The 25,628-nt window shown below is 61.7% G+C and carries 22 protein-coding genes; 12 read left to right on the top strand and 10 right to left on the bottom strand.

Annotation, left to right across the window (positions count from 1 at the left end; translation table 11 throughout):
* Nucleotides 1-150: 150 nt before the first annotated feature.
* The 4 genes from K3819_RS26685 to K3819_RS26670 form a co-directional block, all read right to left on the bottom strand.
* Nucleotides 151-1,122, bottom strand: a complete 972-nt coding sequence (locus K3819_RS26685) for a FecR family protein (RefSeq protein ID WP_221398230.1) — start codon at nucleotides 1,120-1,122, stop codon at nucleotides 151-153.
* Nucleotides 1,119-1,637, bottom strand: a complete 519-nt coding sequence (locus tag K3819_RS26680) for an RNA polymerase sigma factor (protein WP_221398229.1) — start codon at nucleotides 1,635-1,637, stop codon at nucleotides 1,119-1,121. Before K3819_RS26680 ends, K3819_RS26685 begins: the two co-directional genes overlap by 4 nt.
* Before the next feature lie 110 nt (nucleotides 1,638-1,747).
* Nucleotides 1,748-2,455 (bottom strand): PolC-type DNA polymerase III, encoded by a 708-nt coding sequence (locus K3819_RS26675; protein WP_085612965.1) that lies wholly within the window; start codon nucleotides 2,453-2,455, stop codon nucleotides 1,748-1,750.
* Nucleotides 2,452-4,392: a putative nucleotidyltransferase substrate binding domain-containing protein gene (locus tag K3819_RS26670; RefSeq protein ID WP_221398228.1), complete on the bottom strand. Its 1,941-nt coding sequence runs from the start codon at nucleotides 4,390-4,392 to the stop codon at nucleotides 2,452-2,454. Before K3819_RS26670 ends, K3819_RS26675 begins: the two co-directional genes overlap by 4 nt.
* Before the next feature lie 253 nt (nucleotides 4,393-4,645).
* Between K3819_RS26670 and K3819_RS26665 the strand changes: the two genes are divergently transcribed.
* Both K3819_RS26665 and K3819_RS26660 read left to right on the top strand, forming a co-directional pair.
* A complete protein-coding gene (locus K3819_RS26665) occupies nucleotides 4,646-5,092 on the top strand; it encodes a response regulator (RefSeq protein ID WP_064599912.1) in 447 nt (148 codons plus the stop codon).
* Between the two features lie 152 nt (nucleotides 5,093-5,244).
* Nucleotides 5,245-5,655 (top strand): hypothetical protein, encoded by a 411-nt coding sequence (locus K3819_RS26660; protein ID WP_085612963.1) that lies wholly within the window; start codon nucleotides 5,245-5,247, stop codon nucleotides 5,653-5,655.
* A gap of 68 nt (nucleotides 5,656-5,723) precedes the next feature.
* On the opposite strand, the gene K3819_RS26655 is transcribed toward K3819_RS26660, so the two are convergent.
* Nucleotides 5,724-7,901, bottom strand: coding sequence for a malate synthase G (locus tag K3819_RS26655; protein WP_221398227.1), 2,178 nt, complete (start codon nucleotides 7,899-7,901; stop codon nucleotides 5,724-5,726).
* A 454-nt stretch (nucleotides 7,902-8,355) separates the two neighbouring features.
* On the opposite strand from K3819_RS26655, the gene K3819_RS26650 reads away from it, so the two are divergent.
* Nucleotides 8,356-8,874: a glycine cleavage system protein R gene (locus K3819_RS26650; RefSeq protein WP_085612962.1), complete on the top strand. Its 519-nt coding sequence runs from the start codon at nucleotides 8,356-8,358 to the stop codon at nucleotides 8,872-8,874.
* A 223-nt stretch (nucleotides 8,875-9,097) separates the two neighbouring features.
* On the opposite strand, the gene rarD is transcribed toward K3819_RS26650, so the two are convergent.
* The 5 genes from rarD to K3819_RS26625 form a co-directional block, all read right to left on the bottom strand.
* Complete coding sequence (gene rarD / locus K3819_RS26645; RefSeq protein WP_039768038.1) at nucleotides 9,098-9,985, bottom strand: EamA family transporter RarD; 888 nt, start codon at nucleotides 9,983-9,985, stop codon at nucleotides 9,098-9,100.
* Nucleotides 9,986-10,051: 66 nt separating this feature from the next.
* Nucleotides 10,052-11,026, bottom strand: coding sequence for a serine/threonine protein kinase (locus tag K3819_RS26640; RefSeq protein ID WP_085612961.1), 975 nt, complete (start codon nucleotides 11,024-11,026; stop codon nucleotides 10,052-10,054).
* A 116-nt stretch (nucleotides 11,027-11,142) separates the two neighbouring features.
* Nucleotides 11,143-13,044, bottom strand: a complete 1,902-nt coding sequence (locus K3819_RS26635) for a PhoX family phosphatase (RefSeq protein ID WP_221398226.1) — start codon at nucleotides 13,042-13,044, stop codon at nucleotides 11,143-11,145.
* A 68-nt stretch (nucleotides 13,045-13,112) separates the two neighbouring features.
* Nucleotides 13,113-13,877: a TOBE domain-containing protein gene (locus K3819_RS26630; RefSeq protein ID WP_221398225.1), complete on the bottom strand. Its 765-nt coding sequence runs from the start codon at nucleotides 13,875-13,877 to the stop codon at nucleotides 13,113-13,115.
* Nucleotides 13,878-13,935: 58 nt separating this feature from the next.
* On the bottom strand, nucleotides 13,936-14,673 hold the full coding sequence (locus K3819_RS26625) for a ComF family protein (RefSeq protein WP_221398224.1): 738 nt from the start codon (nucleotides 14,671-14,673) through the stop codon (nucleotides 13,936-13,938).
* A gap of 91 nt (nucleotides 14,674-14,764) precedes the next feature.
* Here K3819_RS26625 and bioB point away from each other — a divergent pair, with 91 nt between their 5' ends.
* From bioB to K3819_RS26580, 9 genes are all read left to right on the top strand, one after another.
* Nucleotides 14,765-15,820, top strand: coding sequence for a biotin synthase BioB (gene bioB, locus K3819_RS26620; protein ID WP_011336244.1), 1,056 nt, complete (start codon nucleotides 14,765-14,767; stop codon nucleotides 15,818-15,820).
* Nucleotides 15,821-15,888: 68 nt separating this feature from the next.
* Nucleotides 15,889-17,067, top strand: coding sequence for an 8-amino-7-oxononanoate synthase (bioF, locus tag K3819_RS26615; RefSeq protein ID WP_221398223.1), 1,179 nt, complete (start codon nucleotides 15,889-15,891; stop codon nucleotides 17,065-17,067).
* The gene (locus K3819_RS26610) at nucleotides 17,060-17,791 is read left to right on the top strand and encodes an alpha/beta fold hydrolase (protein WP_221398222.1); all 732 of its coding nucleotides are present in this window, start codon (nucleotides 17,060-17,062) and stop codon (nucleotides 17,789-17,791) included. The genes bioF and K3819_RS26610 overlap by 8 nt, the downstream gene beginning before the upstream one ends.
* On the top strand, nucleotides 17,784-18,590 hold the full coding sequence (gene bioC, locus K3819_RS26605) for a malonyl-ACP O-methyltransferase BioC (RefSeq protein WP_221398221.1): 807 nt from the start codon (nucleotides 17,784-17,786) through the stop codon (nucleotides 18,588-18,590). The genes K3819_RS26610 and bioC overlap by 8 nt, the downstream gene beginning before the upstream one ends.
* Nucleotides 18,587-19,267: a dethiobiotin synthase gene (gene bioD, locus K3819_RS26600; protein ID WP_007959854.1), complete on the top strand. Its 681-nt coding sequence runs from the start codon at nucleotides 18,587-18,589 to the stop codon at nucleotides 19,265-19,267. The genes bioC and bioD overlap by 4 nt, the downstream gene beginning before the upstream one ends.
* A 106-nt stretch (nucleotides 19,268-19,373) precedes the next feature.
* Nucleotides 19,374-19,670 carry a pyrroloquinoline quinone biosynthesis protein PqqE gene (locus K3819_RS26595; RefSeq protein ID WP_085612954.1) on the top strand — a complete coding sequence of 99 codons (297 nt, stop codon included), beginning with the start codon at nucleotides 19,374-19,376 and terminating at the stop codon, nucleotides 19,668-19,670.
* A gap of 276 nt (nucleotides 19,671-19,946) precedes the next feature.
* The gene (locus tag K3819_RS26590; protein ID WP_064599882.1) at nucleotides 19,947-21,752 is read left to right on the top strand and encodes a phenylacyl-CoA dehydrogenase; all 1,806 of its coding nucleotides are present in this window, start codon (nucleotides 19,947-19,949) and stop codon (nucleotides 21,750-21,752) included.
* 260 nt (nucleotides 21,753-22,012) lie between these two features.
* Nucleotides 22,013-24,127, top strand: a complete 2,115-nt coding sequence (locus tag K3819_RS26585; protein WP_221398220.1) for a cytochrome-c peroxidase — start codon at nucleotides 22,013-22,015, stop codon at nucleotides 24,125-24,127.
* A 208-nt stretch (nucleotides 24,128-24,335) separates the two neighbouring features.
* Nucleotides 24,336-25,625, top strand: a complete 1,290-nt coding sequence (locus tag K3819_RS26580; protein ID WP_085612951.1) for a GGDEF domain-containing protein — start codon at nucleotides 24,336-24,338, stop codon at nucleotides 25,623-25,625.
* The last annotated feature ends 3 nt before the right edge of the window (nucleotides 25,626-25,628 follow it).

The raw sequence follows: 25,628 nt of genomic DNA, 5'->3' as shown, positions 1-25,628 counted from the left end.
CAATTGCCTGTGTGCCGGACGAGATTCGAAAAGTGATAGGGCTGGATGAAAATAATTTCGATTAACGAACGACATGGCTGCGCAAGTCAGCAGAAAGTCCGTTTTCAGGGGTGTGGCAGGCGGCCAGTCGTGGGCAGGCAGTGCTGAATGTCAGGGCTTCGGATCAGCCTTGGCCACGGTTACCCACCATGGGGTGTGCTGCTCGATCTGCACCGGCAGGGTTGGCAGCAGGGCGTTCAGCGCCTTGTCGGTGTCGTGCAGCGGGAAGCTGCCGGTGATGCGCAGGTCGGCGACTTCCGGCGCAATGCCCAGATGGCCGCGACGATAGCGGCCAAGTTCATGCACCAGGTCTTCCAGGCGCGCGTTGTCCACCACCAGCATGCCGCGGGTCCAGGCATCGGCGCCGGGGTTGAGCGCCACCACCGAATCCAGACCGTTGTGGCGGATCAGCACTTGCTGGCCTTCGCGCAGGATCTGTTCCTGCGGATCGGATTGCGGATGCGCCGCCACCGCCGACCGCAGAACGCTCAGGCGCGTGCCGGCGTCTTCGCGCTTGACCAGAAACCGCGTGCCCAGGGCGCGCATGCTGCCCTCGGCGGTTTCGACGATGAATGGCCGCGCATCGCCGTGACCGGTTTCGACAAGGATTTCGCCTTCCTGCAACACGATCAGGCGTTGTTTTTCATCGAAACGGACATCCACCGCGCTGTGGGTATTGAGGTTGAGTACGGTGCCGTCGGCCAGGCGCACGGTGCGCTGTTCGCCGGTGGCGGTGCGTTGATCGGCGAGCCAGTAATCCAGCGGCAGATAACGTTCGCCGGCAAACAACGCCAGACCGACCACCGCCACGACACTGGCCAGCCCGCTGCCCAGCTTGCGCACCCGGCGGCGGATACCTTCGCGCGATTGCAGCAACGCGTTGCGTGCCGGGCCCTTGGCCACGCTGAAACGCTGGTCGAGCATGCCCAACTGGCGCCAGGCGCGGGCGTGTTCTTCGTTGGCCGCGTGCCACTTTGCGAACTCTTCGCGCTCCAGTGGCGTGCTGGAATCGAGGGTCAATTGCCAGGCAATCGCCGCGTCCAGCACATGGGCCGGGACCGGTCTAGAACTGGCCGGGCTCATGTTGGCTCACCGTACAACGCGATGTAGCACTGTCGAATACCCTGGGCCAGGTACTGGCGTACGCGCGGGACCGACACGCCGAGTTTGTCGGCGATCTCGGCGTGGGTCAGGCCATCGAGGCGGTTATAGAGGAAAGCGGCGCGGGCCTTGGTCGACAGCTTGCCGAGCATGCGGTCGATGGCCTTGAGGTCTTCGAGGATCAGTTGCTGTTCTTCGACCGAGGGCTGTTCGCCCTCGGGGATCAGCATCAGTTCGGTCAGATACGCCTGTTCCAGCGCGGCCCTGCGGAAGTAGTCGAACAGCAACCCTTTGGCGATCGCCACCAGAAACGCCCGGGGTTCGCGGGGTGTCAGCAACTCGTCGCGGCCGAGCAGGCGGACGAAGGTGTCCTGGCTCAGGTCCTCGGCGCGTTGCGGGCAAGCCACGTTGCGCCGCAGCCAAGCCAGCAGCCAGCCGCGGTGGTCGCGATACAACGCACCGACGAGCTCACTTTGAGGGCTTTGGGCTGAAGACACGACGACACCGACTGGGAAGTGTTAACTAACGAGAATTGTTCGCGATTGTGGCAGAGGTGGGAATGGTTAGCAATTGGCCACCGGTCGGGTTGTCGGGCGACAACCCGGATTCAGAACGAATGCGTCTGCTGGCGGCGTTTCCACTGACTCAGGCGTTGCTGCAGATTCAGCGGACTGTGGATCTGCTGCTGGCGTGCCCGGCTGAACAGGATCAGCGCCAGTTCCGCCGTGGCCAGAGCATCGGCGCTCGCATGGTGACGTTCGAACACTTCGAGCTTGAACCAGTCGATCCACTCGTCCAGCCCCGCCTCGCGAATGTGCGCCTGGGGGCAAACCAGCGGGGCGATCTGCGCCACATCGAGGAACACCGTCTGCAACTTGTGCCCCAGATGTTCCTTCAATGCGCGGCCGAGCATGTGCTGGTCGAAGGAGGCGTGAAACGCCAGCACCGGACTGTCGCCGATAAACTCCAGCAGCTCGACCAGGGCTTCGGTGGGCTCGCTGCCGGCGGCAATCGCGCTCGGTGCCAGACCGTGAATCAACACGCTCGGGCCGAGTTTCAGCTCGCGGCATTGCAGGGTGCGTTCGAACTGCTGACTGAAGTCGATCGCTCCGTCCTCGATCACCACCGCGCCGATCGACAGCACCCGGTCCTTGTTCAGGTTCAGCCCGGTGGTTTCCAGATCCAGCACCACCCAACGCTGTTCGCGCAGACTGCACTCGCGCAGCTCGCCGATGGCCGGGAGTTTCGTCAGGCGTTGTTGCAGGTCGTGCGGCACAACGGGGCTGGCCGGGCGCAGCCACGAAAACAGGCTCATAGCTGATACCGCAAGGTCAGGCTGCTTTGCAGGCGCTGGGCCTGGCGCAGGGATTCACGCAGGATGCGCCGGTCCAGATGATTGAGGCTGTCGGGATCGACCCGGTTCGAGTACGGCAGGTTTTCCCGGGTCTGCAGTTGATGCTGCTGCATGCGCGTCTGCTGGATGAAGTGATAGGCCTCTTCGTACGCGGCGCCATCCAGCCGGTCGATGACTTCTTTATCCACCAGTTGGCGAAAGCGTTCGAGGGTGTTGTTGGCGTCGATGCCATGGGCCAGTGCGAGCAAACGTGCGCCGTCGACAAAGGGGGTCAGGCCCTGGATTTTCAGGTCAAGCGTGGCTTTCTCGCCGTTCTTGCGGGTCAGCACGAACTCACGGAATCGCCCAACCGGCGGACGGTTGCGCAAGGCGTTCTCGGCCATCATTCGCTGGAACAGACGATTGTCGCCGACCTGATCGAGAATCCCGCGGCGCAATTGCTCGCAGCCCTGTTCATCACCCCAGACCACGCGCAGGTCGAAATAGATGCTGGAGCCCAACAGGTTCTCCGGCGTCGCCTCGCGAATGAACGCGGCAAAGCGTCGGGCCCATTCGGCGCGGGACAGGCACAGCTGCGGATTGCCGGCCATGACGTTGCCCTTGCACAGGGTGAAACCGCATTGCGCCAGGCTGGTATTGATCTGCTGGGCGATGGGCAGCAGCTTGCCGCGAATCTCCGCCGCATGGGCCGCATCCCGCGCGTCGAACAGAATGCCGTTGTCCTGATCGGTGTGCAGAGTCTGCTCGCGCCGGCCTTCGCTGCCGAAGCACAGCCAACTGAACGGTACGCCGGGGTCGCCTTTTTCGGCAAGGGTCAGTTCGATTACCCGGCACACGGTGTGATCGTTGAGCAGGGTGATGATGTGGGTGATCTGGGTCGACGAGGCACCGTGAGCCAGCATGCGCTCCACCAGTTGGCCGATCTCGCCGCGCAGGGTCACCAGCTGTTCGACCCGTTGGGCGCTGCGAATGGTCCGCGCCAGGTGCACCAGATCGACCCGTTGCAGCGAGAACAGATCCCGTTCGGAAACCACGCCGCACAGGCGTCGATCCTTGACCAGACACACGTGGGCGATATGCCGCTCGGTCATGGCAATCGCCGCGTCGAAGGCGCTGTGATCCGGCGACAGATGGAACGGCGAGCGGGTCATGTGACGCTCGATCGGCTCGCTGAAGTCGCCAACTCCTTCCGCCACGACATGGCGCAGGTCGCGCAGGGTGAAAATCCCCAGCGGTGCCTTTTGCTCGTCCACCGCGACGATGCTGCCGACCTGCTGTTCGTGCATCAGCTTCACCGCTTCGCGCAGTGGGGTGGAGGGGTTGCAGGTCACCGGATGGCGCATGGCCAATTCGCCGAGACGGGTGTTCAGCGAGTATTGGGTGCCGAGGGTTTCCACGGCTTTCTGCTGGACTTGCTGATTGACCTGATCCAGCAGGCTGCTGACTCCGCGCAGGGCGAAGTCGCGGAAGGTGCTGGAAAGGGCGAACAGCTTGATGAACGCCAGTTTGTTCAGTTGCAGGCAGAAGGTGTCTTCGCCGGCCAGGTGTTCGGTGCGGGTCGCCCGTTCGCCGAGCAGCGCAGCGAGGGGAAAACACTCGCCGGTGGTGATTTCAAACGTGGTTTCGGTGCCGCCATTGGCCGTGTGCGGACGCTCGCCGACCACTCGGCCCTGCTTGACGATATAGAAGTGTTCGACCGGCCCGTCGGCGGGTTTGATGATGCTTTCGCCCTGACCGTAGAAGCGCAGCTGGCATTGCTCCACCAGGTAGGCCAGGTGGGCGTGTTCCATTTGATTGAAAGGGGGGAAGCGCTGGAGGAATTGCAAAGTGCCCTGAATGTTCTGCAACACCGCGGTTTTCCCTGCCTGGGTGAAGGCGTCCGCTTTACTCATAACCATTACCGCAGTCTTTTTCGAATTGTTGTTGTCGGATCGTTGCAGCCATGGTCGACCCCATCGCGCGGGGTGCCCATTGGACGTAAGTCTAGGTTGGGCATGCCGTTGGGGAATTTTCGGATATGCCCTACAAAATCAGTCGGAAATTCTTCGGTTCGCCCCTTGGAAAAAAATCCGACGAAGTGCACATTGAAGCTCTGCCCAGCGATGTCTGACCACTGTGCCAGGGGATCGAACTGAAAACGTAGAGAACGCCATGTCCGACCACGATATTTTGAGCGACGCCGAGCGCGAAGCGCTCAGCGCTGTAATGCTCGAACCCGATCTGCCACCGCAGCGCGTATTGATCGTCGATGACGACAAGGACGCCCGGGAGCTGTTGTCGGAGATTCTCGGGTTGGACGGTATTCGTTGCATGACCGCGGCCAGCGGTGAGTCCGCGCTGAAGATGCTCGAGGAAAGGCCCTCCATCGGCCTGGTGATCACCGATCTGCGGATGGGCAATGTCGATGGGCTGGACCTGATTCGTCAGGTGCGTGAATCGGTACGGGCGGCGATGCCGATCATCATTGTTTCGGGCGATGCCGACGTGAAGGACGCGATCGCGGCGATGCATTTGAGTGTGGTGGATTTCCTGCTCAAACCGATCGATACCGCCAAGTTGCTCGGTCTCGTCAGACATGAACTGGGGATCGAGCCCTGAATCGGCTATGTTCGTTTTGGTATTGCCGTTGATCTGAAATCATTGTCAACTGTCAGTTCTGACAGTAGCCATACACTTCCGAAACTCCGTTAACTGAGCGCTCCAGGGCTGACAATCAGTCAGCGCCTAAAACCCGGTTAAAGGAGTTTGTCATGAGTACCCAGGATTCCGCATCGCCGAAAGTGACCGTAACAGGTACTTTTCTGGTTTATGTAGGGGATGAGCCGCCACGCAAGTTTGAAGTGGAAGACGGCATCGCCTATCTATCGTATGCAACGCTCAATGGTGAATGGCCTGAAAGTGTCTTTGTCCAATACGGCTCTGCTCTGCCTGACGGTACGCACACCATAGATTACGCAGCGCAGCCCGGTCAACGGCTGGACTATCGTGATCCCGAAGGTACTGAACATTTCGGTCCGAAAAGTGGCAAGCTCACGGTAATCGTCGAGCGTCCTCCGTTCGGTGGGGACTTCAAACATCACGGTACGCTGGAGAACGTAACGTTTTCGGACAGTGTTCCGATTGTCAAAATCTCCGGCAGCTATACGGCTTCGTCCGATTGATGTTTATCACAAACAAAAAAGCCCTGACCAAAAGATCAGGGCTTTTTCATGTCCGGCATCCGCGAAGGTTACAGGCCGTTGGCAGCCTTGAACTCGCGACGACGACGGTGCAGAACCGGCTCGGTGTAACCGTTCGGCTGTTTGGTGCCCTCGATCACCAGTTCGACTGCCGCCTGGAAGGCGATGTTGCTGTCGAAGTTCGGGGCTAGCGGGCGGTACAGCGGGTCGTTGGCGTTCTGACGGTCCACCACCGGCGCCATGCGCTTGAGGCTTTCCATCACTTGCGCTTCGGTTACCACACCGTGACGCAGCCAGTTGGCGATGTGCTGGCTGGAGATACGCAGCGTTGCACGGTCTTCCATCAGGCCGACGTCGTTGATGTCCGGCACTTTCGAGCAGCCCACGCCCTGATCGATCCAGCGCACCACGTAACCGAGAATGCCCTGGGCGTTGTTGTCCAGCTCGTTCTTGATCTGATCCGGGGTCCAGTTCGGGTTGACCGCCAGCGGGATGGTCAGGATGTCATCGACCGAAGCGCGGGCACGTTTGGCCAGCTCGGCCTGACGGGCGAACACGTCGACCTTGTGGTAGTGCAGCGCGTGCAGCGCAGCGGCGGTCGGCGACGGAACCCAGGCGGTGTTGGCGCCGGCCATCGGGTGAGCGATTTTCTGTTCGAGCATCGCCGCCATCAGGTCGGGCATCGCCCACATGCCTTTACCGATTTGCGCACGACCTTGCAGGCCGGTGCTCAGGCCGATATCGACGTTCCAGTTCTCGTAGGCACCGATCCACTTCTCGGCCTTCATGTCAGCCTTGCGAACCACCGGGCCGGCTTCCATGGAGGTGTGGATTTCGTCGCCGGTGCGGTCGAGGAAACCGGTGTTGATGAACACCACGCGCTCGCTGGCAGCCTGGATGCAGGCCTTGAGGTTGACCGTGGTGCGGCGCTCCTCGTCCATGATCCCGACTTTCAGGGTATTGCGTTTGAGGCCCAGCACGTCTTCGATGCGACCGAACAGCTCGTTGGTGAACGCCGCTTCTTCCGGGCCGTGCATCTTCGGTTTGACGATGTACACGGAACCGGTGCGGGTGTTCTTGCGCGAAGTGTTGCCGTTCAGGTTGTGCATCGCCGCGAGGCAAGTCACCAGACCGTCGAGGATGCCTTCCGGCACTTCGTTGCCGTGCTTGTCGAGGATCGCGTCGATGGTCATCAGGTGGCCGACGTTGCGCACGAACAGCAGCGAGCGGCCGTGCAGGGTCAGTTCGCTGCCGTCGACCTTGGTGTAGGTACGATCCGGGTTCATGGTGCGGGTGAAGGTCTGGCCGCCCTTGGACACGGATTCCGCCAGATCGCCCTTCATCAGGCCGAGCCAGTTGCGGTAGATCACCACTTTATCGTCGGCATCGACAGCAGCCACGGAGTCTTCGCAGTCCATGATGGTGGTCAGGGCCGCTTCCATCAGGATGTCTTTGACGCCGGCGGCATCGGTCTGGCCGACCGGGGTGCTGGCGTCGATCTGGATCTCGAAATGCAGGCCGTTGTTTTTCAGCAGAATCGCGATCGGCGCATTGGCGTCGCCCTGGAAACCGATCAGCTGTGCGTCGTTGCGCAGGCCGCTGGTGCTGCCGCCCTTGAGGGTGACGACCAGTTTGCCGTCAGCGATCTTGTAGCCGGTGGAATCGACGTGGGAGCCGGTCGCCAGTGGCGCGGCTTCGTCGAGAAATGCACGGGCGAAGGCGATGACTTTGTCGCCACGCACCTTGTTGTAGCCTTTGCCTTTTTCCGCGCCGCCGGCTTCGCTGATGGCATCGGTGCCATACAGGGCGTCGTACAGCGAACCCCAGCGGGCGTTCGAGGCGTTGAGGGCGAAGCGGGCGTTCATCACCGGCACCACGAGTTGCGGGCCGGCGGTACGGGCGATTTCGTCATCGACGTTTTGCGTCGTTGCCTGGAAATCAGCCGCTTCTGGCAGCAGATAACCGATCTCTTGCAGGAAGGCTTTATAGGCCACGGCGTCGTGGGGCTGACCGGCACGGCTCTGGTGCCAGCCATCGATACGAGCCTGGAAGTCATCGCGTTTGGCGAGTAGGGCTTTGTTCTTCGGCGCCAGGTCGTGAATGACCTTGTCGGCACCTTCCCAGAATTTGTCGGCGGTGAGGCCGGTACCGGGAATGGCTTCGTTGTTCACGAAGTCGAACAGGACTTTGGCGACCTGCAGGCCACCGACTTGAACGTGTTCAGTCATTGCTTGCCTCACTCTGCTCAGCTATTTCGCTTTTCAGCTCGTCAATTTAACAATGAAGCCTCTGGCCATTTAAACCACAAACCCTTCGACCAGTACATGCCATCGCTGGCGGCTGGGTTGGGACCAATCAACGGCTTGGGGGCCTTGCTGACGGGGCTTTCAGGGTTGCGAACGTGCCTTGGGCAGACATCGATCCAGCGTTATGTAGTGCGCGCTGCGGCATACTACATGATGAGTTGCGGTTGTGAAAATCGGACTAATTACGTCGTTCTGCGACCCCATGACGCATTGCGGTCACGGCGCGGAACGGGATGTTCTCAAAAAACCAATGGATTGTTCCAGTTAAATATAAAAAGTTGTACACGATTTGTGACTTCGAGCGTCTGAGGCGTCTGTAGAACGCTTGCCTATACTTGCTTTTCTATAACAAAAGTCATGACAAGAGGGCTGCGCCATGGATCACCTCGTACTCACCGTCTTCGCACCGGACAAGCCCGGGCAGGTCGAGCGCATCGCCCAATGCATCGCCGAACACGGCGGCAACTGGCTGGAAAGCCGCCTGTCGTGCATGGCCGGGCAGTTCGCCGGGATCCTGCGGGTCGGCGTGCCGGCGGAGGCTTACGACGAATTAGTCGATGCCTTACAAGCACTGTCGGCACAGGGCATTCGCGTGTTGGTGGCGGAAAGCGGTATCGAACAGGCCTGCACCTGGAAACCGATCGCCATGGAGTTGGTGGGCAATGATCGTCCCGGCATCGTGCGCGACATTACTCGGTTGCTGAGCGAGCAGGGCGTCAACCTCGAACGGCTGGTGACCGAAGTACGACCGGCGCCGATGAGCAGCGAGCCGCTGTTCCACGCCGAGGCGATCCTGGCAGTGCCGCTGACCCTGTCGCTGGACGTGCTGCAATCGCGCCTGGAAACCCTGGCCGATGACTTGATGGTCGAACTGGTGCTGCGCACCGACCTGTGAAGACGGATCTGGTTATCCAGTTTAAACGTGCACCTGCCTGTGGATAACCTGTAGAGACCGGACGCCAGGCCACGTCCGCTGTGGCTTGGCGAAAATTGATCAAAAAACCGTCGGCATTCAGTGACTTGCGCACAAACGGCGGGGATCACGCTGTGGATAACCTTGGGAAGGAACGATACAGGCCACGAGAACCGTGGCCTGTGGAGGTTTGTGCGTTTTTTGATCAGCTGCGCCGGCGCAAGCTCATCCATGCATCGACGCTGTACACCGCCAGACCGGCCCAGATAAACATGAAGGCGATCAGCGTGCTGGACGACAAGTGCTCGCCGAACAGCAGCACGGCTTGCAGCAGTACCAACGTCGGCGCCAGGTATTGCAGGAAACCGAGGGTGGTGTAGGGCAGATGCCGTGCCGCCGCGTTGAAGCACACCAGCGGCACCAGCGTCACCGGGCCGGCCGCCACCAGCCACCAGGCTTCGGAGGTGGTCCAGAACTCGGCCTGGGCGCTGGTGGCGGTCGGATTGAACAGCAGCCACGCGAGGGCGATCGGCACCAGCATCCAGGTTTCCACCACCAGCCCCGGCAACGCCTTGACCGGCGCCTGCTTGCGGATCAGCCCGTAGAAACCGAAGGTCAGCGCCAGCACCAGCGATACCCACGGCAGACTGCCGACCTGCCACACCTGCTGCGCAACACCGACCGCCGCCAGACCAACCGCCAGCCACTGCATGCGCCGCAAGCGTTCGCCGAGGATCAGCATGCCCAGCAGCACGTTCACCAATGGGTTGATGTAGTAACCGAGGCTTGCTTCCAGCATCCGGCCGTTGTTCACCGACCACACGTAGGTCAGCCAGTTGGCCGCGATCAAGGTGCCGCTGAGCGCAAGAATCGCCAGGCGTTTCGGGTTGTCGCGCAGCTCCTGCCACCAGCCGGGATGCTTCCACACCATCAACAGCAGCGCGCCGAACAGCGCCGACCACAGCACCCGGTGAATGATGATTTCCACCGCCGGCACTTCGGCGATGGCTTTGAAGTAGAGCGGGAACAGTCCCCAGATGATGTAGGCGCTCAGGCCCAGAATGTACCCGCGACGCGGGTTGGCGGCTTGCATGCAGAATCCTTGCTTAGGCAGCTAACAAAGCAGCGATTGTACGGGCAGTTGTATAGACGTGTCGTGTCAGAAAAGCTTCAACGGCTCTTCGTTCAACGCCGCCAGTTGCTCGCGCAACGCCAGCACCTGATCGCCCCAATACCGCTCGCTGCCGAACCACGGAAAGCTGCGGGGGAACGCCGGATCGTCCCAACGCCGGGCCAGCCAGGCGCTGTAATGCATCAGGCGCAGGGCGCGCAGCGGTTCGATCAGCGCCAGTTCGCGCGGGTCGAAGTCATGGAATTCGTTGTAGCCGTCCATCAATTCCGACAGCTGCCCGAGACAATCCTGACGGTCGCCGGCGAGCATCATCCAGATGTCCTGCACCGCCGGGCCCATGCGGCAGTCGTCGAGGTCGACGATGTGGAACATCTCGTCGCGGCACATCATGTTGCCGGGGTGGCAGTCGCCGTGCATGCGGATGTTCTGGTGCGGCGTGCTGGCGTAGACGTCTTCCACGCGCTTGAGCAGATCGCGGGCGACGGACTCGTAGGCCGGCAGCAGGGCCTTGGGAATGAAGTTGCCTTCCAGCAGTGTGGTCAGCGAGTCATGGCCGAAGTTCTTCACGGCCAACGCTTCGCGGTGTTCGAACGGTTTGGTACCGCCGACCGCGTGCATGCGCCCGAGCAACTGGCCGAGGCGATACAACTGATCGAGATTGCCCGGCTCCGGCGCCCGGCCACCGCGACGGGGAAACAGGGTGAAACGAAATCCGGCGTGTTCGTGCAGGGTTTCGCCGTTGTGGATCAGTGGCGCCACCACCGGGATCTCGACTTCGGCCAGTTCGAAGGTGAACTGGTGCTCTTCCAGGATCGCTTCGTTGGTCCAGCGCTGCGGGCGATAGAACTTGGCGATCAGCGGTTCCGAGTCTTCGATGCCGACCTGATAGACGCGGTTTTCATAACTGTTGAGCGCCAGAATGCGCGCGTCGCTCAGGAAGCCGATGCTTTCGACGGCATCGAGCACGAGGTCTGGGGTGAGGGTTTCAAACGGGTGGGCCATGCTGACTCCTGCGCGCAGCAGGCTGCCGCGTCCGGCTCAGCATGGTAGCGCAGACGGGCTGTCTTGAGTGGGATCGTTCCCGGGCAGCGCACGGGAACGATCAGAGTGTCGCCCGATCAGGCGCCGACGATCCCGCCATCCTCACGGGTAATCGCCATCACCGATGAGCGCGGCTTGCCGTTCGGCAAATGCTCGGGGAAGGTCGAACCGCCGTTCTCGCCCGGGTGCTGAATCCCGACGAACAGGGTTTTCTGATCCGGCGAGAAGCTGATCCCGGTGACTTCACAGCCGATCGGCCCGACCATGAACCGGCGAATTTCCCCGGTGGCAGGATCGGCGCAGAGCATCTGGTTGTTGCCCATCCCGGCGAAATCACCGGCGTTGCTCGAGTCGCCGTCGGTGAGAATCCACAACCGTCCGGCCTTGTCGAAGCCGAGGCCGTCGGGGCTGTTGAACATGTTCTGCGGCGTGATATTCGACGAACCGCCTTTCGGCGTACCGGCGTAGACGCCCGGGTTGCCGGCGACCACGAACAGGTCCCAGGCAAAAGTCTTCGACGCGTGATCGTCGCGGTCGGTGCGCCAGCGCAAGATCTGCCCGTAGACGTTCTTCTCGCGCGGGTTCGGTCCGCCCACCGGTTGGCCGTCTTCGCCGCGCTTGGCGTTGTTGGTCAGGGTGCAATAAACCTGGCCGTCTTTCGGGCTGACCACGATCCACTCCGGACGGTCCATGCGCGTGGCGCCAACCACGCTGGCTGCCAACCGCGTATGAATCAGCACTTCGGCCTGATCGGCGAAACCGCTGCTGGCGTCGATGCCGTTCTTGCCGTGGGTCAGTTCGATCCACTGGCCTTGGCCTTTCGGGTGGTCCGGGTTGCCGTCGCCCGCATCGAACTTGGCCACGTACAGCGTGCCGTGATCGAGGATGTCGCGGTTGGCCTTGGCGTTGCGGTGATTGATCTTGTCGCGGCTGACGAATTTGTAGATGAACTCGCCGCGTTCGTCGTCGCCCATGTACACCACGGCACGACCGTCATCGGTCTCGGCCAGCGCGGCGTTTTCATGTTTGAAGCGGCCCAGCGCAGTGCGTTTGACCGGGGTCGATTGCGGATCGAACGGGTCGATCTCCACGACCCAGCCGTGACGGTTGAGCTCGTTGGGGTTCTTCGCCATGTCGAAGCGCGGATCGAACGGATGCCAGTTGATCTCGCGGCTGGCGGCCGATACGCCGTAGCGCTTTTGCGCCGGGTCGAACTGTTGCTGGGCGTTGCTGCTGCCGAAGCAGTCGGTGAAGTTCTCTTCGCAGGTCAGATAAGTGCCCCACGGTGTCTTGCCGTTGGCGCAGTTCTGGAAAGTGCCGAGGACTTTTTTGCCGTGCTTGTCGGCGCTGGTTTTCAGCAGTTCGTGGCCGGCGGCCGGGCCGCTGATGCGCAGCGGCGAGTTGCCGTGAATGCGCCGGTTGTAGCGCGAGCCCTGGACGAACTGCCACTGGCCGTTCTTGCGCTGCACTTCGATCACCGACACGCCTTCGCAGGCCAGGGCCTTGCGCACGTCCTCGGCCGATTGCGGCATGCCGCCGTGCGGATAGAGGTAGCGGTAGTTGGTGTATTCGTTGTTGATCGCCATCAACGCGCGGTTTTTCTCGCCCGGGAATTCGAACAGGCTCATGCCGTCGTTGTTGTCGCCGAACTGCACTTCCTGTGCGGCCGCGGTGCCGTTGCCGCTCGGGTCGAAGGCCGGGCCGTTCTTGTGCAGCGGCTGGCCCCAGCTGATCAGCACCGACGACTTGTAGCCCTTGGGCAGGCTGATGGTGTCGGTGGTGGCCGCCGGAATGCTGTCGAAGCCAAGCAGACGGCTGTTGCCGGCGCTGACACTGGCGGCCAGCACGCTGCGACTCAGCAGGTTGCCGCCGAGGAACATCGCCGCGCCGCACAGCGCGCCGGCGCTGATGAAACCGCGACGGCTCAGGCCGACCATTTTTTCCAGGTCTGTGGATTGGTTTTCTTCTAATAGGCTCACATCAGGCTCCCTGCATGGTTTTGGCAGCCACCTTAATGCGGGTCGATGACGCTTTCGTTGCAGTGCGCTCAGAGCGGTGTGCCCAGCAGCACATTCGACGGGGAAAACTGCACCTGCACCGCTTGCTCGACCGTCAGGCCCCGGCTGCGCAAGTCCAGCGGTTCGGCCAGCGCGCACAGGGTCTGGCCGTTGGGCAGCGCGATGCGCACTTCGCTCGGGCCATCTTCGGCGTCGAGAATCGCCTCGATCCGACCGTTCAACAGGTTGTGGCCGACCGCAGGCGTGGCCTGTGGAGCGAGCAGTTCGAGCCAGCCGGCCTTGATCAGCGCCACCACTTCGGTGCCCGGTTGCAGTTCCAGATGGACGGTGCTGTCGTGGGTGATCTGCGCGTTGATCGACAGGCCCTCGGCCAGTTCGAGGCGGATCAGGTCGTTGCGGCCCTGACCTTCGATCAGCACGACTTTGCCGTGCAGCTGATTGCGTGCGCTGGTCCTGAGCATCAGCCGACCGAGCAGATCCAGATCGCTGGCATCCTCGGCCGCCTCCAGTACCTGAGCCTGCAAGGCTTGCAGCTTTTGATAGAGGCGCAGCACTCGCTCGCCCTCGCTCGACAGTTTGGCTCCGCCACCGCCCTTGCCGCCTACCGCGCGCTCGACCAGAGGCTTTTGCGCGAGGTTGTTCAGCTCATCGATGGCATCCCAGGCCGCCTTGTAACTCAAACCGGCGCTCTTCGCTGCGCGGGTGATCGAACCCTGTTCGGCGATGTGTTGCAGCAAGGCGATGCGCTGCGGACGGCGGACGATGTGCTGGGACAACAGACTGGGCAGGGACATGGCGGACGCTTTGTACTGAAGGGTTGAGGGAGGACGTTGGCGGCTCATGGCGTATCCGTCAAGCCGCGTCGCCGGGTTTTGGCGTGCGGGCCAGGCAGTACACATCCACCCGCGCGGCGCCGGCGTCCATCAGCAAACGGGCCAGCGCCTGGGCGGTGGCGCCGGTGGTCAGCACGTCGTCGACCAGGGCCAGGTGCCGGCCTTTCACTTGGGCATCGGGGCTCAAGGCGAAGGCGTGACGCAGATTGTGTTTCCGCGCCTTGGCGTTCAGCGCCTGCTGGGCGTCGGTATCCTGCACCCGCAAAAGACTGTGTTCCTCGCAAGGCAGGTCGAGTGACTTGCCCAGCCACTGCGCGAGCATCGCCGCTTGGTTGAAGCCGCGCTGGCGCAAGCGTTTCGGCGCAAGCGGCACCGGTAGCAGGGCGTCCGGGCGAGGCAGGTCTTCTTCGAAGCGATGTTGCAGAAACTCGCCGAGAACGTCGGCGAGCAAGTGGCCAAGCGGCCATTTGGCGTTGTGCTTGAAACGGGTGATCAGCGTGTCCACCGGAAAGCCATAAACCCAGGGCACAGCCACCTGTTCAAAGGCCGGTGGATCCTGCAGGCAGCCACCACAAGTCAGGCCGGCTGCGAGGGGCAGGGCGCAGGTCAGGCATTGATCGCCCAGCCACGGCAAATCGGTTTCGCAGGCGGTGCAGATCGGGATTTGCGCGTCTGCCGGTTCGTCGCACAACAAGCAGTTCTGTTTGTTTTTTAACCAGATGTAAACCGGCCTTTCGTAGTGTGGTTGACAGCGCATGACTCTTCCTTAAATATGCCGAACATCCGTGTCGTGCCTGTGGGTATTCCGTTTCCCCAGGCGCCAGCCAAGCATAACCAAGGAAACGCCCATGAGCGCCAGCACCACTGCCACCCTGCGTCACGACTGGACTTTGGCCGAAGTCAAAGCACTCTTCGTTCAGCCATTCAACGACTTGCTGTTCCAGGCGCAGACGGTGCACCGCGCGCATTTCGACGCCAACCGCGTTCAGGTTTCCACCCTGTTGTCGATCAAGACCGGGGCCTGTCCGGAAGATTGCAAATATTGTCCGCAGTCCGGTCACTACAACACCGGGCTGGAAAAAGAAAAGCTCATGGAAGTGCAGAAGGTCCTCGAAGAGGCTGCCCGCGCCAAGGCCATCGGTTCGACCCGTTTCTGCATGGGCGCGGCGTGGAAACACCCGTCGGCCAAGGACATGCCTTACGTGCTGAAGATGGTCGAAGGCGTGAAGGCCATGGGCCTGGAAACCTGCATGACCCTCGGCCGTCTCGATCAGGACCAGACCGAAGCCCTGGCCAAGGCCGGGCTCGACTACTACAACCATAACCTCGATACCTCGCCGGAGTTCTACGGCAGCATCATCACCACCCGCACCTATGCCGAGCGTCTGCAGACACTGGCCTATGTGCGCGACGCGGGGATGAAGATCTGCTCCGGCGGCATTCTCGGCATGGGCGAGTCCCTCGATGACCGTGCCAACCTGCTGATCCAGCTGGCCAACCTGCCGGAGCATCCGGAATCGGTGCCGATCAACATGCTGGTGAAAGTTGCCGGCACGCCGCTGGAAAACGCCGACGACGTCGATCCGTTCGATTTCATCCGCATGCTCGCCGTGGCGCGCATCCTCATGCCGCAATCCCACGTACGCCTGTCCGCCGGCCGCGAAGCGATGAACGAGCAGATGCAGGCCCTGGCATTCTTCGCCGGCGCCAACTCGATCTTCTACGGCGACAAACTGCTGACCACCGCCAACCCGCAGGCCGACAAGGACATGCAACTGTTCGCGCGCCTGGGCATTCAGCCGGAAGCCCGCGAAGAGCATGCCGACGAAGTCCATCAGGCCGCTATCGAGCAGGCGCTGGTGGAGCAGAAGAGCAGCGAGCAGTTCTACAACGCGGCGGTCTGATCGCCCGTCCTTCTCAGGCGCTGCCTCGGACGGCGCCTGCTGATTCATTTGCCACCCGTGAGGCTTGCATGTCTTTCGATCTCGCCGCACGCCTTGCTGCCCGTCGTGCCGAAAATCTCTACCGCCAGCGACCGCTGCTTGAAACCCCGCAAGGGCCGCAAGTGGTGGTCGACGGTCAGCCGTTGCTGGCGTTCTGCAACAACGATTACCTGGGCCTGGCCAATCATCCGCAAGTGATCGAGGCCTGGCGCGCCGGTGCGTCGAAGTGGGGCGTCGGTGGCGGTGCTTCGCATCTGGTGATCGGCCACAGCGGCCCGCATCACGAATTGGAAGAAGCCCTGGCTGACCTCACCGGACGGCCGCGTGCGCTGTTGTTCACCACCGGTTACATGGCCAACCTCGGCGCGGTCACGGCGCTGGTCGGGCAGGGCGATACGGTGCTGGAAGACCGGCTCAATCATGCCTCGTTGCTGGATGCCGGATTGTTGTCCGGCGCGCGCTTCAATCGTTATCTGCACAACGACGCCGACAGCCTCGCCAAGCGCCTGGAGAAAGCCACCGGCAATACACTGGTGGTCACTGACGGCGTATTCAGCATGGACGGCGACCTTGCTGATTTGCCGGCGCTGGCCCGGGAAGCCAAGGCCAAAGGCGCCTGGCTGATGGTCGATGACGCTCACGGTTTCGGTCCGCTGGGGGCGAACGGTGGCGGCATCGTCGAGCATTTCGGTTTGAGCCAGGAGGATGTGCCGGTACTGGTCGGCACCCTCGGCAAAGCGTTCGGCACGGCGGGTGCGTTCGTCGCGGGCAGTGAAGAGCTGATCGAAAGCCTGATCCAGTTCGCCCGCCCGTACATCTACACCACCAGCCAACCGCCGGCGCTGGCCTGCGCAACGTTGAAAAGTCTGGAACTGCTGCGCAGCGAACACTGGCGTCGCGAACATTTACAGACGCTGATCCGCCAGTTCCGCCACGGCGCCGAACAGATCGGCCTGGAACTGATGGACAGCTTCACGCCGATCCAGCCGATCCTGATTGGCGATGCCGGTCGCGCCGTGCGTCTGTCGCAGATGCTGCGTGAGCGTGGGCTGATGGTCACCGCAATCCGCCCGCCGACCGTGCCTGCCGGCAGTGCGCGGTTGCGGGTGACGCTGACCGCTGCCCACAGCGAGGCGCAGGTGCAGCTATTGTTAGAAGGACTGGCCGATTGCTTTGCTCAACTTACGTCGGAGCCGAGTCATGCGTGATCGCCTGATTTTGTTACCGGGTTGGGGGCTCGGCGTTTCGCCGCTGGAGCCGTTGGCCGCTGCGTTGCGCGGACTCGACGAACACCTGCAGGTCGACATCGAGCCGTTGCCGGAGCTGGACTCCAGCGATCTGAACGACTGGCTCGACGAGCTCGATGAGCGCGTCCCCGAAGATGCCTGGCTTGGCGGCTGGTCGCTGGGCGGCATGCTCGCGTCCGAGCTGGCGGCCCGGCGTGGCGAACATTGCTGCGGCTTGCTGACCCTGGCGAGCAATCCTTCGTTTGTCGCCCATGAACAATGGCCGAGCGCGATGCCCGGCGAAACCTTCGATGCGTTTCTGGCCGGCTGCAGCGCCGACCCGCGCACGACCCTCAAGCGATTCTCGCTGCTGTGCGCCCAGGGCGCGCAAGACGCGCGCGGCTTGTCGCGTCTGTTGCTCGGCGGCGCGCCGAACACCTCGCCGGCCGCTTTGATGGCCGGTCTGGAGTTGTTGGCGCAGATCGATACGCGGGAAGCGTTGCAGGCGTTTAGTGGCCCGCAATTGCATTTGTTCGGCGGGCTTGACGGGCTGGTGCCGGCGGAGGCCGCGGGCGAGTTGTTCGCGTTGCTGGCGGATGTCGAGGTCGGTCTGATCGAGCAGGCCAGCCATGCGTTTCTTCTGGAAGATCCCCACGGTGTGGCGGGTGCGATCCAGGCGTTTTTGAGTGAGTGCGGTGATGACTGATTTGTCTGTTGCGGCGTTGCCCGGCGGCTTGCCTGACAAGCGCCAGGTCGCGGTTTCTTTTTCTCGCGCAGCGGCCAGCTACGACAGCGTCGCCGAGTTGCAGCGCGATGTCGGTACGCAGTTAATGAATCGCTTGCCGGTGGATTTTCGGCCGGCACGCTGGTTGGATCTGGGCTGCGGCACCGGGTATTTCACTCGGGCGCTGGCCGAGCGATTTGGTGAGGGGCTGGCGCTGGATATCGCTGAAGGCATGCTCAATCACGCGCGGCCGTTGGGTGGCGCCACGCACTTTATCGCTGGCGATGCCGAACGTTTGCCGTTACAGGATTCGACATGTGATCTGATCTTCTCCAGCCTCGCCGTGCAGTGGTGCGCAGACTTCGAAGCGGTGCTCGGCGAAGCGTTTCGGGTGCTGAAACCGGGGGGGATTTTCGCGTTTGCTAGTCTTTGTGTAGGGACGCTGTACGAATTGCGCGACAGCTGGCGTCAGGTCGATGGCCTGGTGCACGTGAACCGCTTCCGCGAGTTCGCCCGCTATGAGCAATTGTGCGCGGCCAGTGGTTTGCGTACGGCCAGTCTGGAGAATCGGCCGCATGTGCTGCATTACCCGGATGTGCGCAGCCTGACCCACGAACTCAAGGCACTGGGCGCGCATAACCTGAACCCCGGTCGGCCGGGTGGTTTGACCGGACGGGCGCGGATTCTGGGGCTGGTCGAAGCCTACGAGCAGTTCCGTCAGCCGCAGGGCTTGCCGGCGACTTATCAGGTGGTCTACGCCGTGTTGGAGAAACCCTTATGAGCGCAGCCTATTTCATCACCGGAACCGACACTGACGTCGGCAAGACCACCGTCGCCGCCGGGTTGCTGCACGCTGCACGGTCGGCGGGGCTGAGTACGGCGGCGGGCAAACCGGTGGCGTCCGGTTGTGTGGTGACGCCCAGAGGTTTGCGCAATTCCGACGCGCTGGCGTTACAGGCCGAATGCTCGTTGCCGCTGACCTATCAACAGGTTAACCCGGTGGCGTTCGAGCCGGCCATCGCGCCGCATCTGGCAGCGCGTGAGGCGGGTGTGGCGCTGACCGTGCAATCGTTGCTGGCGCCGATGCGCGAGATCCTGGCCATGAACGCCGACTTCACGCTGATCGAAGGCGCGGGCGGTTGGCGAGTGCCGCTGGCGGATCAGGACAATTTGTCGGATCTGGCCATTGCGTTGAAATTGCCGGTGATTCTGGTGGTCGGCGTGCGTCTGGGCTGCATCAGCCATGCGTTGCTGACTGCCGAGGCAATTGCCCGAGACGGGCTGCAATTGGCCGGGTGGGTGGCGAATATTATTGATCCGAAGACTTCGCGGCTGGAGGAAAACCTGGCGACACTGGCCGAGCGAATCCCGGCGCCGTGCCTGGGGCGGGTGCCAAAACTCAAGGCGGTCAGCGCCGAAGCGGTTGCCGATCACTTGCAACTGGATCTGCTCGACTGATTTTGGCTATGACAAGGCACTGTGCCATTAGTGTTTTTGACGGGTGTTTTTCTGGCGCCTCTGGTTCAATGGCGACCATTGATCCTTCCCAAGGATGAGAGCTCCCATGGAAATCTCCGGAAACACAGCTTTTTATGCAGGTCTGAGCACCATTCAGACCGGGCAGAACCGCGTCGATCAGGCGGCCAGCCAGATCGCCAGCAGCACTATCGAGCGTTCGGTGACCAGCCAGTCTTCGGAAGTGCAGGTCGATCGTCTGCGTTCGGTGGATCGCGCCCAGCAATCGGACCTGTCGAGCAACATGGTCGAGATGGCCCAAGGCAAGTTTCAGGCGGAACTGGGCGTGAAAGTCGCCAAGGCTTCCGATGAAATGCTCGGTACGATCATCGACACATTCGCCTGATTTTTTTGATCTGCGCTTTGCCAGACGCCGCGACTGTTCGCGGCGTTTTTCGTTGTAAGTCCTTCTCCCTCAACTAATCTTTTTTCAGTGCACATGGCTCGGTCGGGCACATGTCGCGCTGCTGTGTCCGGCGTTCGGAAAATGTGATGACGAATGGCAAAAGAACGACGCTTGACAAGATTTCGGCGTAAACGTATGTTTCAAACAACTGTTTGACCGTCACAACAAATCAACGCGGTCGTTCATTCCCGGTTACATCAGCAGAGGTTTATCGCTATGCCTGACTACAAGGCCCCCTTGCGTGATATTCGCTTCGTTCGTGACGAACTGCTCGGCTACGAAGCGCACTATCAGAGCCTTCCAGCGTGTGCAGAAGCAACGCCGGACATGGTTGACGCCATTCTCGAAGAGGGCGCCAAGTTTTGTGAGCAGGTGCTGGCACCGCTGAACCGCGTGGGTGACACCGAAGGCTGCACCTGGAGCGAGTCCGGCGTGAAAACCCCGACCGGCTTCAAAGAGGCCTACAAGCAATTCGTCGAAGGCGGCTGGCCGAGCCTGGCCCATGACGTCGAGCACGGCGGTCAGGGTCTGCCTGAGTCGCTGGGTCTGGCTGTCAGCGAGATGGTCGGCGAAGCCAACTGGTCGTGGGGCATGTACCCGGGCCTGTCGCACGGCGCGATGAACACCATCTCCGAGCACGGCACCCCAGAGCAGCAGGAAGCCTATCTGACCAAACTGGTCTCCGGCGAATGGACCGGCACCATGTGCCTGACCGAGCCGCACTGCGGCACCGACCTGGGCATGCTGCGCACCAAGGCCGAACCTCAGGCCGACGGTTCCTACAAAGTTTCCGGCACCAAGATCTTTATCTCGGCCGGTGAACACGACATGGCCGACAACATCGTCCACATCGTACTGGCCCGCCTGCCGGACGCACCGGCCGGCACCAAAGGCATCTCGCTGTTTATCGTTCCCAAGTTCATGCCGAATGCTGATGGCACCGTCGGTGCACGCAACGCGGTGACCTGCGGTTCGATCGAACACAAGATGGGCATCCACGGCAACGCGACCTGCGTGATGAACTTCGACGGCGCGACCGGCTTCCTGATCGGCCCGGCGAACAAAGGCCTGAACTGCATGTTCACCTTCATGAACACCGCACGTCTGGGTACCGCACTGCAAGGTCTGGCTCACGCCGAAATCGGCTTCCAGGGCGGCCTGAAATACGCTCGCGATCGCCTGCAAATGCGTTCCCTGACTGGCCCGAAAGCGCCGGACAAGGCTGCTGACCCGATCATTGTTCACCCAGACGTACGCCGCATGCTGTTGACCATGAAGGCATTCGCCGAAGGCAACCGTGCGATGGTGTACTTCACCGCCAAACAGGTCGACATCGTCAAATACGGCGTGGACGAAGAAGAGAAGAAGAAAGCCGACGCATTGCTGGCCTTCATGACTCCGATCGCCAAAGCGTTCATGACCGAAGTCGGTTTCGAATCCGCCAACCACGGCGTACAGATCTACGGCGGCCACGGCTTCATCGCCGAGTGGGGCATGGAGCAGAACGTTCGCGACAGCCGCATCTCGATGCTGTACGAAGGCACCACCGGCATCCAGGCACTCGACCTGCTGGGCCGTAAAGTGCTGATGACTCAAGGCGAGGCGCTCAAAGGCTTCACCAAGATCGTCCACAAGTTCTGCCAGAACAACGAAGGCAACGAAGCCGTCAAAGAGTTCGTCGCACCGTTGGCTGCACTGAACAAAGAGTGGGGCGAACTGACCATGAAGGTCGGTATGGCCGCCATGAAAGATCGCGAAGAAGTCGGCGCGGCCTCCGTGGACTACCTGATGTACTCCGGTTACGCCTGCCTGGCCTACTTCTGGGCTGACATGGCGCGTCTGGCTGCTGAAAAACTGGCTGCCGGCACCAGCGACGAGGCGTTCTACACCGCCAAGCTGCAAACCGCGCGCTTCTACTTCCAGCGCATCCTGCCGCGTACCCGTACGCACGTGGCCACCATGCTGTCGGGCGCCAACAACCTGATGGACATGAAAGAAGAAGACTTCGCACTGGGCTACTAAGCCTTAACGCGGTCTTTCAAAAAACCGCTGCTCCCTCGGGGGCAGCGGTTTTTTTGTGCCCGGATTTCCCCAATCCCGGGGCTGATTCCCCAGCATTGATGAAGCCACTGCTCGGCCGAATCCCTGCGCTTATTGATTCAAAATGTTTCCAGAAGAGTGGCCAATTAATTGCACTGCCCGATTTACCGGTGCTAACCAGAACTGCCTGCTCAAAGAAGCAAGACGCCCGGCACTTAACAACAACAGTCAGGGTGAAGCCTATGAACATCAGTCGACTCGCTCGTTTGACCTTCTGGTTACCCATCGCGCTGTCAGTCCACAGCGCATGGGCCGCCGACCCCGCCGAAGTCGATCCCCCGGTGCCGGAAGTCCCTTCGCTGCAATCGTTGCGCGGGATGGTGCCCCCTGATCCGTCCGGAACCGAAGGTGGGCGCAAGGTCGACCTGATGACCGACTACGTGCTCAATCGCCAGGCTGCGATCCTGTTGGGCAAGGCGCTGTTCTGGGACATGGAGATCGGCAGCGATGGGTCCACGGCCTGCGCGTCCTGCCATTACCACGCCGGCGTCGACCACCGCATCACCAACCAGCTTAACCCCGGCCAGGCGCACACCAACGCCAACGTCGCGTCGATCTTCAACAAGCCGTTTGTGGCGTCGGACATTCCCGGTGACGTGGCGTCCTACGCGACATTGTCCGGTGGCAAGGGTGGCCCGAACTACACGCTGAAGAAAACCGACTTCCCGACCCACGTGCTGAGCAATCCGCTGGAGCGCAACTCGCCCATCGTGTACTCGACGGACGACGTGGTCGGCTCGCAAGGCGTGTTTGACGCCAACTTCGTCAAACCCAACCAGCCGCGTTTCGACAAATGCACCCAGCAGCCGGACGGACTGTTTCAGGTAGGCGGCATCAACGTACGTCGCAGTACTGGACGCAACGCGCCGTCGGTGATCAATGCCGCGTTCAACGTGCGCAACTTCTGGGACGGTCGGGCCAACAACGTGTTCAACGGCTTCTCGCCGTTCGGTAAACGCGATCCGGATGCCGGGATCTACGTGACCAGCGAACGCAGCACGGTCGCGACCAAAGTGCGGCTGGCGCTCAACGATGCGTCTGCCGCCTCGCAAGCCGTCGGCCCGCCCGGCAGTCCGGTGGAAATGTCCTGCGGTGGCCGCACTTTTGCCGACATTGGTCGCAGGATGCTCGACACGCTGATGCTCAAGCAGCAGCGGATCTCATCCACCGACTCGGTGCTGGCTCCAGTGTCCGGCGCACGGCGTCCGACCTATCGCGAGCTGATCAAGAACGCCTTCCAGCCCCGGCTGTGGAACGCCACGCAAAACGTTCTGGTGGGAGGTGCGCCGTACACCCAGATGGAGGCCAATTTCCCGCTGTTCTTCGGCCTGGCGATCCAGATGTATGAGGCCACGCTGGTGTCCGATCAGGCGCCGATCGATGCCTATCTGCAAGGCGATCACACGGCGATGAACGCGCAACAGGTCGAGGGCATGAACCTGTTTCTCGGCAAGGGCAAATGCGTCAATTGCCACGGCGGACCGGAGCTGACCAACGCCGCCAGCCGCCTGCTGATGCATCCGCGCGAACGCATCGAGCGCATGGTGATGGCCGACAACCTGACCACCCTTTACGACAACGGTTTCTACAACACCGGTGTGCGGCCGACCTCGGAAGACCTGGCCCTTGGCGGCGCGGATGCGTGGGGCAATCCTTGGTCGTTCACCCGGCAGTACAACAGCGTGCTGCAGGGCGGCCGCTCGGTCGATCCGCTGGACGTCGATGTCTGCACGTTCGAGGCGCCATTGAGCGCGGCGATTCCGTGCGATGCCACGCTCAAGCCGAATGTCGGTTTCCGCGACTCGGTCGACGGTGCTTTCAAGACCCCGACCCTGCGCAACATCGCCCTGACCGGCCCGTACTTCCACAACGGCAGCCGCTCGACGCTCAAGCAGGTGATGGAGTTCTACAACCGTGGCGGTGACCGGCGCGGCGAGGACGCCAACAACACCAGCGGCTTCGAGCATCCGGCGGTGAATCAGCACAACACCTCCAATCTCGACCCGGACATGACGGCGCTGAACCTGACGCCCGATGAAATCGACGCTCTGGTGAAATTCATGGAGGTCGGCCTGACCGATCCGCGCGTGGCGTGGGAGCGCGCACCGTTCGATCATCCGTCGCTGGTGATTCCGCAGGGCCACATCGGCGATGAAAACGCCGTGACCCAGCGTCCGGCCAGTCCGAAAGTCACGACCCGTCAGGCGATGGACGCATCGCTCAATCTCAAGCCTTACGGTGCTGAAGGCCGGCCGGCGGCAGAGGGGCCATTGCAGCCGTTCTACAACGATCTCTGAGCAGAAAAACACACCATGGCCATCAAGAATGATGGCCATGGTGGCCGTCTAGCAGCCATTGCGCAAAAAACCTTACTAAATCCCTCAGTAACTTCAGATTTCGGCCGTTAAAGAGGCTGCCTGTGATCTGGATCACATTGTGTGTGCTTAACTGGCCACATTGCAGGCACAATGCCATCTCTTTGCCAAGACGGTCGGAGCTTTACCCTTGCCGCGTTCTTCCGCTGTACGTTTCAGTCATTTCATTCCTTCACTGCTGTTGTTGCTTGCGGGGTTGGCGGCTGCGTACGTCAAAGACCTCAACGTGTTCTTCACCTCGCTCTTCAACGTATTGCCAACCTTGGTGCTGCTGTTGGGCGGTTCGTACTGTGCGGTTTACCGACGCCAGCGCGAGCTGTTTCTGATGGTCACGGTGTACATCGCCTACTTCCTGCTCGACACCCAGACGGACTATTACCGTGACAACGGCAAGGTGCGCGAAGACGCGGCAGTCGTCTTCCATCTGGTCTGTCTGCTATTGCCGCTGTTGTTCGGACTATTCGCCGCGTGGCAGGAACGCACGCACCTGTTTCAGGACATGGTCGCGCGCTTCGCCGTGCTGCTGGCGTTTGGCAGCGTGGCGCTGGGACTTGAGCAAAGTTATCCGCAGGCCTTGCTGATGTGGCTTTCCGAGATCCGCTGGCCGGCGCTGCACGGCGCGTGGATGAGCCTGATTCAGTTGTCGTATCCGGTGTTCATCTCGGCGTTTCTGCTGCTGGCCTGGCAATACTGGCGCAACCCGCGGCCGCTGCACGCGGCGCAACTGGTGGGGTTGCTCGGGGTGTTCTGGATGCTGCCGAAAACCTTCATCCTGCCGTTCACCCTGAACATCATGTGCAGCCAGGTGATGCTGATGATTGCGGCGGCGGTGGCGCACGAGGCTTATCAAATGGCATTCCGCGACGAGCTCACCGGCCTGCCCGGCCGCCGCGCACTCAACGAGCGCATGCAGCGTCTGGGGCGCAACTATGTGCTGGCAATGAGCGACGTCGATCACTTCAAGAAATTCAACGACACCCACGGCCACGACGTGGGTGACCAGGTTCTGCGACTGGTCGCCAGCAAGCTGTCGAAAATCAGCGGCGGCGGTAGGGCGTATCGCTATGGCGGTGAGGAATTCGCCCTGGTGTTTGCAGGCAAGACCCTTGAAGAGTGCATGCCGCACCTGGAAGTCATTCGCGAGTCGATTGCCTCCTACAACATCCAGCTGCGCAATCAGGAAAGCCGCCCGCAGGATGATCAGCAGGGCCGCCAGCGTCGCTCGGGTTCGGGCGCGTCCAGTGTGTCCGTCACGGTCAGCATCGGCGTGGCCGAACGCCTGGAACAGCGCACGCCGGAAGAGGTACTGAAATCCGCCGACCAGGCGCTCTACAGCGCCAAGGGCGCAGGGCGAAACTGCGTGATGGCGTTCGGGCAGAACCGCCGTGGCGCGGTGCGCATGGACAGCGCCGCAGGTTGAGTG

The sequence above is a fragment of the Pseudomonas sp. 3-2 genome (assembly GCF_019710535.1).
Classification (GTDB): domain Bacteria; phylum Pseudomonadota; class Gammaproteobacteria; order Pseudomonadales; family Pseudomonadaceae; genus Aquipseudomonas; species Aquipseudomonas pharyngis.
The sequence above is the reverse complement of the archived record's forward strand: the minus strand, read 5'-3'. Positions and strand labels throughout refer to the sequence as shown.

What these genes read in the sequence shown, in the direction of transcription:
- K3819_RS26610 (WP_221398222.1), top strand. Translation starts at nt 17,060, where the DNA reads ATGCGTGATCGCCTGATTTTGTTACCGGGTTGGGGGCTCGGCGTTTCG.
- bioB (WP_011336244.1), top strand. Translation starts at nt 14,765, where the DNA reads ATGAGCGCCAGCACCACTGCCACCCTGCGTCACGACTGGACTTTGGCC.
- K3819_RS26670 (WP_221398228.1), bottom strand. Translation starts at nt 4,392, where the DNA reads ATGGTTATGAGTAAAGCGGACGCCTTCACCCAGGCAGGGAAAACCGCG.
- bioD (WP_007959854.1), top strand. Translation starts at nt 18,587, where the DNA reads ATGAGCGCAGCCTATTTCATCACCGGAACCGACACTGACGTCGGCAAG.
- K3819_RS26595 (WP_085612954.1), top strand. Translation starts at nt 19,374, where the DNA reads ATGGAAATCTCCGGAAACACAGCTTTTTATGCAGGTCTGAGCACCATT.
- bioF (WP_221398223.1), top strand. Translation starts at nt 15,889, where the DNA reads ATGTCTTTCGATCTCGCCGCACGCCTTGCTGCCCGTCGTGCCGAAAAT.
- K3819_RS26590 (WP_064599882.1), top strand. Translation starts at nt 19,947, where the DNA reads ATGCCTGACTACAAGGCCCCCTTGCGTGATATTCGCTTCGTTCGTGAC.
- K3819_RS26650 (WP_085612962.1), top strand. Translation starts at nt 8,356, where the DNA reads ATGGATCACCTCGTACTCACCGTCTTCGCACCGGACAAGCCCGGGCAG.
- K3819_RS26585 (WP_221398220.1), top strand. Translation starts at nt 22,013, where the DNA reads ATGAACATCAGTCGACTCGCTCGTTTGACCTTCTGGTTACCCATCGCG.
- K3819_RS26640 (WP_085612961.1), bottom strand. Translation starts at nt 11,026, where the DNA reads ATGGCCCACCCGTTTGAAACCCTCACCCCAGACCTCGTGCTCGATGCC.
- K3819_RS26685 (WP_221398230.1), bottom strand. Translation starts at nt 1,122, where the DNA reads ATGAGCCCGGCCAGTTCTAGACCGGTCCCGGCCCATGTGCTGGACGCG.
- K3819_RS26625 (WP_221398224.1), bottom strand. Translation starts at nt 14,673, where the DNA reads ATGCGCTGTCAACCACACTACGAAAGGCCGGTTTACATCTGGTTAAAA.
- bioC (WP_221398221.1), top strand. Translation starts at nt 17,784, where the DNA reads ATGACTGATTTGTCTGTTGCGGCGTTGCCCGGCGGCTTGCCTGACAAG.
- K3819_RS26630 (WP_221398225.1), bottom strand. Translation starts at nt 13,877, where the DNA reads ATGTCCCTGCCCAGTCTGTTGTCCCAGCACATCGTCCGCCGTCCGCAG.
- K3819_RS26675 (WP_085612965.1), bottom strand. Translation starts at nt 2,455, where the DNA reads ATGAGCCTGTTTTCGTGGCTGCGCCCGGCCAGCCCCGTTGTGCCGCAC.
- K3819_RS26655 (WP_221398227.1), bottom strand. Translation starts at nt 7,901, where the DNA reads ATGACTGAACACGTTCAAGTCGGTGGCCTGCAGGTCGCCAAAGTCCTG.
- K3819_RS26665 (WP_064599912.1), top strand. Translation starts at nt 4,646, where the DNA reads ATGTCCGACCACGATATTTTGAGCGACGCCGAGCGCGAAGCGCTCAGC.
- rarD (WP_039768038.1), bottom strand. Translation starts at nt 9,985, where the DNA reads ATGCAAGCCGCCAACCCGCGTCGCGGGTACATTCTGGGCCTGAGCGCC.
- K3819_RS26660 (WP_085612963.1), top strand. Translation starts at nt 5,245, where the DNA reads ATGAGTACCCAGGATTCCGCATCGCCGAAAGTGACCGTAACAGGTACT.